Annotated in this window: 6 protein-coding genes and 1 pseudogene; 5 read left to right on the forward strand and 2 right to left on the reverse strand. The window is 37.3% G+C overall.

The genetic code is table 11. The features are described 5' to 3' along the window. Together RTK36_RS14965 and RTK36_RS16780 are read left to right on the forward strand one after the other, a co-directional pair. Nucleotides 1-882: NAD(P)/FAD-dependent oxidoreductase (locus RTK36_RS14965; RefSeq protein WP_312048036.1), on the forward strand; the 882-nt coding region annotated here is incomplete at its 5' end. Nucleotides 883-980: 98 nt separating this feature from the next. Next, a pseudogene (locus RTK36_RS16780) lies at nucleotides 981-1,139 on the forward strand (GyrI-like domain-containing protein); the annotation flags it as partial. A 210-nt stretch (nucleotides 1,140-1,349) separates the two neighbouring features. Here the strand turns inward: RTK36_RS16780 and RTK36_RS14975 are convergent. Further along, nucleotides 1,350-2,240 carry a hypothetical protein gene (locus tag RTK36_RS14975; RefSeq protein WP_312048037.1) on the reverse strand — a complete coding sequence of 297 codons (891 nt, stop codon included), beginning with the start codon at nucleotides 2,238-2,240 and terminating at the stop codon, nucleotides 1,350-1,352. 1,225 nt (nucleotides 2,241-3,465) lie between these two features. Beyond that, the gene (locus tag RTK36_RS14980) at nucleotides 3,466-4,908 is read right to left on the reverse strand and encodes an aminotransferase-like domain-containing protein (protein WP_312048038.1); all 1,443 of its coding nucleotides are present in this window, start codon (nucleotides 4,906-4,908) and stop codon (nucleotides 3,466-3,468) included. A 145-nt stretch (nucleotides 4,909-5,053) separates the two neighbouring features. Here RTK36_RS14980 and RTK36_RS14985 point away from each other — a divergent pair, with 145 nt between their 5' ends. The 3 genes from RTK36_RS14985 to RTK36_RS14995 form a co-directional block, all read left to right on the forward strand. Further along, the gene (locus RTK36_RS14985; RefSeq protein ID WP_312048039.1) at nucleotides 5,054-6,100 is read left to right on the forward strand and encodes an ornithine cyclodeaminase family protein; all 1,047 of its coding nucleotides are present in this window, start codon (nucleotides 5,054-5,056) and stop codon (nucleotides 6,098-6,100) included. 12 nt (nucleotides 6,101-6,112) lie between these two features. Further along, a complete protein-coding gene (locus RTK36_RS14990) occupies nucleotides 6,113-6,982 on the forward strand; it encodes a PhzF family phenazine biosynthesis protein (protein ID WP_312048040.1) in 870 nt (289 codons plus the stop codon). Between the two features lie 387 nt (nucleotides 6,983-7,369). Further along, nucleotides 7,370-9,827, forward strand: a 2,458-nt coding sequence (locus RTK36_RS14995; RefSeq protein ID WP_312048041.1) for a cadherin-like domain-containing protein, incomplete at its 3' end; no start/stop codon positions are given.

Here is a 9,827-nt window from a genome sequence, read left to right on the forward strand (position 1 = left end):
AGATTTTTCTCTGGTAAAAACACCTCATGTGCAATTAATCCCCAGGTTGGGCAGGAACGAAAATATGAAATCAAACCTGCTGATGTGAAAAAGAATATCATGGTCATTGGTGGTGGCATAAGTGGTATGGAAGCTGCAAGAATCAGCGCACTCAGAGGGCATAAGGTGGATTTATATGAGCGTACAGATAGACTTGGCGGTGTTTTCATTCCTGCTTCTTCTATGAGCTTTAAAGAAGAGGATAAAAAGTTAATACAATGGTATGTGAAACAATTGAAAGATACTGGTGTAACTGTTCATATGAATACAGAAGTGTCTGAAGATACGATTAATGCTTCTAAGCCAGATTCGATTTTTGTAGCAACTGGTTCTACTGCGAGAAATTTAAAAGTAGAAGGAGCAGATTCTCAAAAAGTTATTACAGCCGTGGAAGCATTGATGGAGACAAAACCTATTGGTGATAAAGTGGTTATTATAGGTGGAGGACTTACTGGTGTTGAACTTGGCTATAGCCTGACAAAAGATAAAGGAAAACATGTTGAAATACTGGAGATGCTTCCTGAAATTCTACAGGTAAAGGGCTTAAATGCTGCTAATAAAACGATGCTCCAAAATCTTGTGTCATCTTATAACATTGGCATTCATACCAATACAAAAGTTACTGCTGTTACATCAAAAGGTGTTGAGTTTGAAGAAAACGGCAGAGTTGTTGAATTAGAAGCTGATACAATTATCACAAGTATTGGATATATTAGTGATCAATCTTTATACGAAGTAATAAAAAATTGTGGCGCAGATGTACAATTAATAGGCGATTCATCAAAAGTATCAAATTTAATGGGAGCTGTTTGGGATGCATTTGAAATTGCTCAGTCAATTTAAAAAATAAAAACCCAAGGAACTATCAGTGCATCAACAAACCTTTTCGAAGAAACCACTGAATTTGATGAATTAGAGATTGACGCAGTCCTTTTCCTGAAACGCTTCAGAATGTATGGGGAAGAATTTACTCAGAATGGTTCCCTGCATCGGGGTATGAGACTGTCAAGGGGCCGGAAATACTGTGGAATGAAAGCAAGAATATGGATAATCCAAAATACGAAAGTGAAAGTTGGATTCCAATAAAGAAGAGTAAATAGAACACAGGAATATATTTCAGGTAGTGTAATGAATTTTTTGTATCTGTAAATAATCAGCTTCTTTCTGGGGGTGAATTAGATTAATAATTCGTTTTCAGAAGGGAACTTTTTCTATGACAATTGCTAAAGAACTAAAATATAAAAGATAAAACTGGCAAAGAATTATTAAACTGTATCAGGCGGAGTTGCTAATTTGACTCCGCCTCTATTTTATATTTTTTGAACAATAAGAATAATATCAAATACACTTAATTTATTCTCAAAAGCCAGATTAAAATTAAAATTAGATAATAAAACTCTTAAACTGGGAGAAAGAGCAGCGGTATTATACAACAACTGAATGGAAAGCTGATTCTCCAGAATTGCATTGGGATCATTTGGTATGATACCGTTATATACCAGATCGACTATGTTTGAATTCGTCTCATTAAGAAGGTTGAATAATATCTGATAGGTGGAACCGAATGGGGGCGGAGATACGGGAAGAAAGAAGCTGGCCCTAAGTGATAGTTCAATATGGTATAGTCCCGGTCCCGGCAGGTTTAGTGTATCATTCTTCACGGTTGTTGTCGTCAAAGAATATCCGGCTGTTGAATAGACCGGGTTAATTCCATCATTGGATAAATTTAAAGCTCCAAGGGACGGAAGTTCGTTGGTATAATTTCTGTCAAAAAGCTGCACATAACTGGGTTGTACAGTTGAATATTCCTCTACAATCAGGAGTGCTGCTTTAACCGGTACAATAGATGAATAATAAAAATCTGCGCTTCCGGAATTTACAAGTGAAACAGTCACTGGTGCACTTACTACTTCAATAATTCCAAAGCCGGTTACCTCGCCTGTTTTAATTGGTGAAGCACCCCTTATGGACTCACCCTGAGATGAGATTAAGGAAAAAACAGCCCCCTGACCGGCGGAAGACTGGGTTGCAATCCACCAGTTCACTGTATATAGCCCAGCTTCCATAAAAGTGACAATTCCAGTTGCATCATTATATATGATATTTCCTGCAGTAAAAACAGTTGAGTTAAAGATTACATTCTGAGCAGATCCAACCATGCCATCAAGTTGTTGCTCTATTTGTAAAGCTTTATTACTCATTTCAGATCACCTCACTATTATATTAAATATGCAAAATTGGAAAAAGCCTATAATAACATATGAAGATCAATTATTTTTGTTACAACGAGGGTCACGTGATAAAAGGAGCTTACTCAACACAAAGACCATGCCGCAAAAGCTCCTTCTCTTTCATTCCTATTATGAATGGTTTAACACAAATAAAATCTCATCTAAAAAGCAATCATACTCATTATAATAACTGTTAACCCGATAAGAAAAATTACAAATGTCTTTTTTCACTCAGACCGGTCATTTTCTTTCTCCCGGTCTTTTCTTAATATAGTTATCGCACCGATTATCAGTCCTATACTTCCTAGAAAAAACAAAACTGCTTTTATATTATCCAGAGCAGTTAACAATCTTCCTCCTGATAAAAAAATCAAAATAAAAAATATTCGTGGAATAGAGTCACTAGAAATTCCTTCAGTCATTCATTCTACTAGCGGTATTACAGCCTTAGACAGCAACCCCCTTAAAAGGCTTCGTCCTCGCTTACTTTGTCTGTCCCTTTCTCCCCACATCCACAGCAGTCCATAGTTCTGCATATACTCCCTTGGGAATATATGGAAAACTGAATCTCCCTTCAATGACAAGCTTCGCAATTGCTTTTGGATCCTTCCGGTCATTCTTGGTAGGGCTGTTGTCATCAGTTCCATTGTCTGCTTTACATGGTACGGATTTACCATTGCTATGGTCATATCACATGCTTCAAGAAAGCTTCCAAAGTTGAATCAGTAGTGTCCAGTCGGGTCTAGGCCGACAACTGCTTTTATTTTCTCTTTTTTCTCACAGAACTCATGAACCCATGCATTAAAAGCTTCAAACTTGAAAAGAGTGTTACTGAATGAAAAGGTTCTGGCTAGCTTACAGCCTCTCGGGTCAAATGCTCTCGCATAAAGTTTCTCTGCTTTCAATAGCAATTCCTACTACTAAAGTTGCTTCTTCTATTTGATTAATTTTTTCATTTTGGCTATACTTCATATTAGAATACCACCGTAAAATTTGATGCATTAACTCCCATTAACAAATCTTATTTTACACTGAGGTGTTCTTTTTTGCAGTCCTGATTACACTTTCATTTTACAGGAATACACCTATGATTTTATACATCTGATTTTGTAGCTATAAAAGATAGATCCTTTGTGTGTTTGGTTAACAGCTGTTTAAAACGTGTATCTACTTTTAATATAAATCCTAAAGTAAATTATAGTTGTTCTATTACTAATTCGGAGAGGATTCTAATTCCTTGGCTTATTTCCGTTAGTGTTGCATTTGAATAGGAGATACGTATATGCTGATTTGAGTGAAATTCGTACAAATATCCAGGATGGACGAGCACTTTACGATTTAATGCTTTCGCAAAAAGCTGGTGCATGGAGAGTGGATTATTTAACTTTAGCCATATGAAATAACCGCCAGTAGGGATGTTCCATGTGGCAATATCTTTAAAATGCTCATTTAATGCAGTAAGTGCGGTATCTCTTCTTACTTTAACTTTTTTTCTCAAATTGTCATTGTGTTCTTGATATAAACCACTAGCGAATAATTCTGTAGCCACATTCTGGGAGAGGGAACTTGAACCATAGTCTGACTGCATTTTAATATCAGCAAGCCTTGCAATAACCTGCTCGGACCCAACGACCCATCCAATTCTAAGACCGGGACTTAGGTTTTTTGAAATGCCTCCAACATATAAAACAAGACCATTATTATCAAATGATTTCAATGGAGGCGGTGGGGGATTTTCAAACCAGATTTCACGATACACGTCATCCTCTATGATTGGCAGTCCTTCCTTCTCACAAAAATGAATCAATTCTTTCCTCTTTTCCACAGGCATAACGGTTCCTGTTGGATTATGAAAAGTAGGAATCGTAAAGAGGATAGAACCTCTTTTTCTGTTATGCTTTTCGGATAATTTCTTTATATTAATCCCTGTTGATTCAAAAGGTATTCCTGATAACTGCATGCCAAAGGACTGAAATATTCGCAGCGAATACAGATAAGACGGCTTTTCAAGATAAACAATGGAATTGGCGTGCAAAAGCCCAAGTGAAATAAGCTGTAAACCCTGCAATGCACCGGAGGTAATTAAGACAGAAGATGGATTTACTTCAATTCCAATTGTTTTTAAGTACTTGCAGATTTCTTTCCTTAAAAAAGGGGAGCCTTTTGGTTCTTCATATCCCAACGGCTGTGATGAAACAGATAATTTTTTTAGTATACCTTGAATCTTATCTTGTGGAATGAGTTCCGGAGCGGGTTCACATGAACCCATTCGTATCATATTGGGGTCACTCTCAGCCGTATCTATTTGTTGAATCATCATATGGTTTGATTGGTGGTTTGATGAGGTAATGTAACCGTTCCAATTATAGTTTTGATTCATTAAATTCCAAGTGTTGTTAATGATTTTTGTTCCCCCGCCGCTGTTTCCTTGAACAATTCCTTCAGCAGCCAATTCGTCCATTGCTGCAATAATTGTACTCCGATTTACTTCAAACAATTCTGCGAGAGTCCTTTGGCTAGGTAATTTTGTGCCAATTGTCCATTCATTTAATGATATTTTTTCTTTGATATAACCCACAATTTGTAGATGCAACGGTATTGGAAAGGTTTTATCTGGTTTCCAATTGAATTCCAACATAGAATACGCCTCCTGTCATTTCAATTTAATATAACATTTGGTTGGTATAAAATCAACCATTGATGGTTGGAGACATAGTGACTTTCTTTAAGTATAATGACTATATTCAGGGATACTAGTTTCATAAAAAAGGAAGGTAAGAATTATGCAATCAATAAGAATTTTAACTGACAATGAAGTTTCAGAAATATTAGACATGAAGAATACCATAATGTGTGTGGAAAATGCGTATCGAAACAAAGCAGACAATCGGGCAACTGTATTGCCCCTTGTTTCTGCTGATTTGATTGAGGGGAAAGCGGATATGGACATAAAATCCGGAATTTATCAGGCCGAAAATTTATTCGGATTAAAACTTGTTGCCTGGTTTGGTGAAAATGAAAAGCGAGGTTTTCCTGTATTGACGGGCATGACAATGGTATTTGATTTGAACAATGGCTCTCCGAGAGCGCTCATGAATGCAAGACACATGACAGCCATGCGTACTGGAGCAGCGGGGGCAGTGGGAATCAAATTTCTTGCAAAAAAGAATCCAGAAGTGCTCTTAGTAGTGGGAACTGGTCATCAGGCAGTGTTTCAAATTGCGGCGACATTATCTGCTGTACCAACAATACGAAAGGTTTATCTTTACAATCCAAGAAATAGGGAAAAGGCGCAATTACTTCAAAAATCTATACATAGCAAATTAAGCGGCATAAACAATGATAATAATGACCTAAATAATGAAAGATGGCTGCAAAGAATCAAAATGGTGGAATTTTTTGCTGAAGACAATTTGGAAGAGGCACTGAGTAAAGCAGATGCAGTTGTCACTGTCACCCCTTCATGTCAGGCATTAATAAAAGAGGAATGGGTGAAACAAGGAACACATATTAGCTGTATTGGGGCAGACCTGCCAGGTAAACAGGAGTTAGATGAAAAATTATTTCAAAGGGCAAAAGTTTTTGTAGATGATATAGGTCAGGCATCAAAGGTTGGTGAAATTCAAACAGCATTTAGGGTAGGATTATTACAAGAAGAGGTTATAACAGAAATAGGAGCTGTAATAAACCAAAATGAGAAAGGTCGTTTGTCTAATCAAGATATCACCATATTTGACAGCACAGGGATTGCATTGCAGGATTTATCTGTCGCGGATTATATACTAAAAATTGCCGAGAAAAAAAATATAGGAACGGTTGTTAATTTATAAGGAGAATTGATTATGAAAATAAACGTATATACATTAAATTCATTTGCGAAGACAAAAGAAGGTGGAAATGCAGCAGGTGTGGTTCTGGATGCAGATTCATTATCGGAAAATGAGATGAGAAAAATTGCTGGTGTTCTTGGATTTAGTGAGACTGCTTTCATATTGCAATCAAACGTAGCAGATTATAAAGTAAGATTTTTTACACCAAAGGAAGAGGTTGGCTTGTGCGGTCATGCAACAATTGCAACCTTTTATGCAATGGCCAGTCTGGGATTGATAAAACCGGGTATGTATAGACAGGAAACTAAAGCCGGAATTTTGGGGATTGAAATAAAAAAAGATTTCTCAATTATGATGAATCAACCAATTCCTGCGTTTTCAGAAATCATAGATAAAGATGAAATTGCCGATTCATTAAATATAGGAGTTTCGCAAATGCTGGATGATTTGCCTGTACAAGTGGTATCAACAGGACTACGGGATATTATGGTTCCAGTAAAAAGTATTGAAATTTTAAATGCAATAAATCCGGATATGGAAAAAATTAAAAAAAATAGCCAAAAATATAGTGCAGTTGGATATCATGTTTTTGCCTTAGAAACACTACTTGGCGGTCACGCTCATTGCAGAAATTTTGCTCCATTATATGATATCCCGGAAGAATCTGCAACAGGAACCTCAAATGGTGCCCTTGGCTGTTATCTTTACCATTATGGAAAAATCAACAACGAGCAGGCATCAAACATGGTATTTGAACAAGGGTATTCCATGGAAAAGCCATCTGAAATTCTAGTCTCTTTAACAGTAAAGAAAAATGAAATTCTGGAAGTCAAGGTTGGGGGGAGCGCAATGAATCTGACTTTAACAGAGGTTGAATTATAGAAATGAAGTATAGCCTAAACTATAATCTATGAGTATCTAAAATATAGTTACTATAACCCAAAAAAGTAATGTTTTTATATAACTATTCTGTCAATTATGGTAATATGAAGGACAAGCATAGTGCTTGATTACAAGATATTAAGGAGTGTGAAGTTTTGAGCAAAGAATGAGCCGAATAATGCTGTTTTTTATTCTTGAATAATGACAAAAATTTGTTGAGGGGATTGAATAGAAGAATAGGACTGTCAACTCAATCAAATATTAACTTATTGGTGGCGGGCAGACTAAATGTATTGCTGCTTGAAGGTATACTCAAGAAGGAATACAGTTAATGTAAGATAGATAAGAGAGAAATCATAGTGGGAAACAGAAAAGAGGAGGAATAAAATGTACGGAAAAATTCAAAAAAAGGGGTTATCGATACTGCTGACACTGGCTATGGTACTAAGTCTAATGCCGGCAATGACACTACCGGTTTTTGCGGCAACGAATGCAACTTTTGGGTTTGAAGCAGATACTACAGGCGTTGGAACTAAAACAGTGAATCAAACTGTCTCTGAGAATACATTAGAGATAAAGTCTACTACGGTTTCTATAGTAGATTCCAGTACGACTTCTGGTCAAGATATAAGTGGTACTGTAACATTGTCGACAGATTACGGAACTGCGTTGGAAACGCAATTGGTTTTTTCTGTAAGTGGTGACAAAATATTTGATTTTGATGCAATCACTATTTTTAATGTTAATACGAATGATACTTTTACATTTACATCTAGTAATGGAGCAACATATAGTGTTCTTATTACTGCGGGTGAGACAAAAACAGTTGATCTTTCTGCTAATACTGATTTTCAAGGAATATCAAGCGTTACGCTTACTGCTACAGATCCTTATGCGATAGACTTTGATGATGTTTCGATTAGCAACATTCAAGCTATAGATACCACTGCACCGGCATTTGATGTTGCTCCAAGCGTTGGAAATAAAACAAGTGTTGGGTTCACCCCTTCAGCATCAATTGATGAAGGCGGAACCATCTATTATGTTGTTGTCGTTAGTGGAGATACTGCTCCAACTGCTTCTCAAATTAAAAACGGGAAAAATGCCTCGAACAGTGATGCATTGGCATCAAGTAGTTCTGCGGTAAGCAGTGATCCTTATACAAGCAGTTTTACAGCGATTACGGGACTAAGTTCTAATACAAATTATGATGTCTATTTTGTAGCTGAAGATGATGAGAGTACTCCAAATATTCAGGCAAGTGTGACTAAAATAGTTGTAACAACAGATATTGCTCAGGTCCCAACAATGTTAACAAATGAAGGTTTAACATTGAATGAGGGTGCAACAGCCTTTATTCCTTTAGATACATTAGAAGCGGATGATGCAGATACAGATAATTCAACATTATTATATACAGTAACCGCAAGTCTGGCAAACGGACAATTAGAGAATACGGATAACCCAGGAGTATCCATAAGTAGTTTTACCCAACAAAACTTAATTGATGGGAAAATACAATATGTACATGATGGAACCAATACAACATCAGACAGCTTTACATTTAAAGTAAGTGATGGTACAAATGAATTAACGGGGCAGACTTTTAGTATTACGATAGCACCGGCAGATGTAGAAATCACAGGATTTGATGCCATATCCAACGTAAGTGGAGGAACAGCAGGAAGTGCAACTTATGCCAATGCAGCGGCAGTAATTGCAGCATTGCCAACCACTGCAACCGCAAATACAAGTGCAGTGACAGTGCCTGTAAGCACATGGGTAGATACAGATAATTACAATCCGGCAGTAGCAGGCAGCTATACTTTCACAGCAACCTTGGGAACAATTCCGTCAGGATATGCAAACACAGGAAGCTATACAGCAACAGTGGAAGTAGTAGTGTCAGCACCAAGCAACGATGCAACACTAAAAACATCTTCAATAGTTAAGGGACAGGTAGTGACAAACCTTGGCACGCCAAATGCAACGTTGGGTTCTGAAACAGCAGGGGCTGTGACCATAACAGCAGCAAAGGCAGCGGACACTAGCAATGTGGGAAGCTTCATTACATTGTTTGATAAGAACGATGCCAACGCAACGGTGAAAGTAGTGAAGTATGTTTCGGGTGCATCTATGGAAAACTTTGGAACAGATACTGCCTATGCAAATCAGACACTTAGAACGGGAGATTTCTTTATTGTTAAGGTAACTGCAGAAGACGCAACAACCGTAAACTATTACAAAGTAAACGTAACAGTAACCTCTGCATCTAGTGGTAGCAGTGGAGGCGGTGGTGGAAGCAGCTCTACTACAACCCAACCAAGCCAGAATACCGTTGTGGTAGTAAACGGTAAAGAGCAGAATGCTGGAAAAGAAACGCAGACAACGGAAAATGGAAAATCAACTGTAACTATAACTGTTGATAATAAAGTCGTTGAAAGTAAAATTGATGAAGCCATTAAAACAAACACCGCTGGTATAGGCAATGTTGTTCAAGTTCCAGTAGCTGACACAAAATCTGATGTAGTAAAAGTTGAATTAACTGGAGATATTGTTAAGAAACTGGAAGCGAATGCCTTTGATGTGTCTGTAAAACGTGATAGCATAGAATACGTAATTCCAGCCGCTGAATTCACCATAAGAAAAGTTGCAGAGAATCTTGGAATACAGGAAAAAGCTCTTGCTGACATTAAAGTGGAAGTGCAAATCGCTAAGCTGGATAAAAAAGTGGTTGAAAAGTACAATGAGGTTGCCAAGGCAAACGGAGCAGAGCTAGTATTCCCACCTGTAGAATTTGAAATAGTAGCAAGGACTACCAAAACAGATGGAACAACGAAGGAAC

This window comes from Anaerotignum sp., from assembly GCF_031981185.1.
Lineage (GTDB): Bacteria > Bacillota > Clostridia > Lachnospirales > Anaerotignaceae > Chakrabartyella.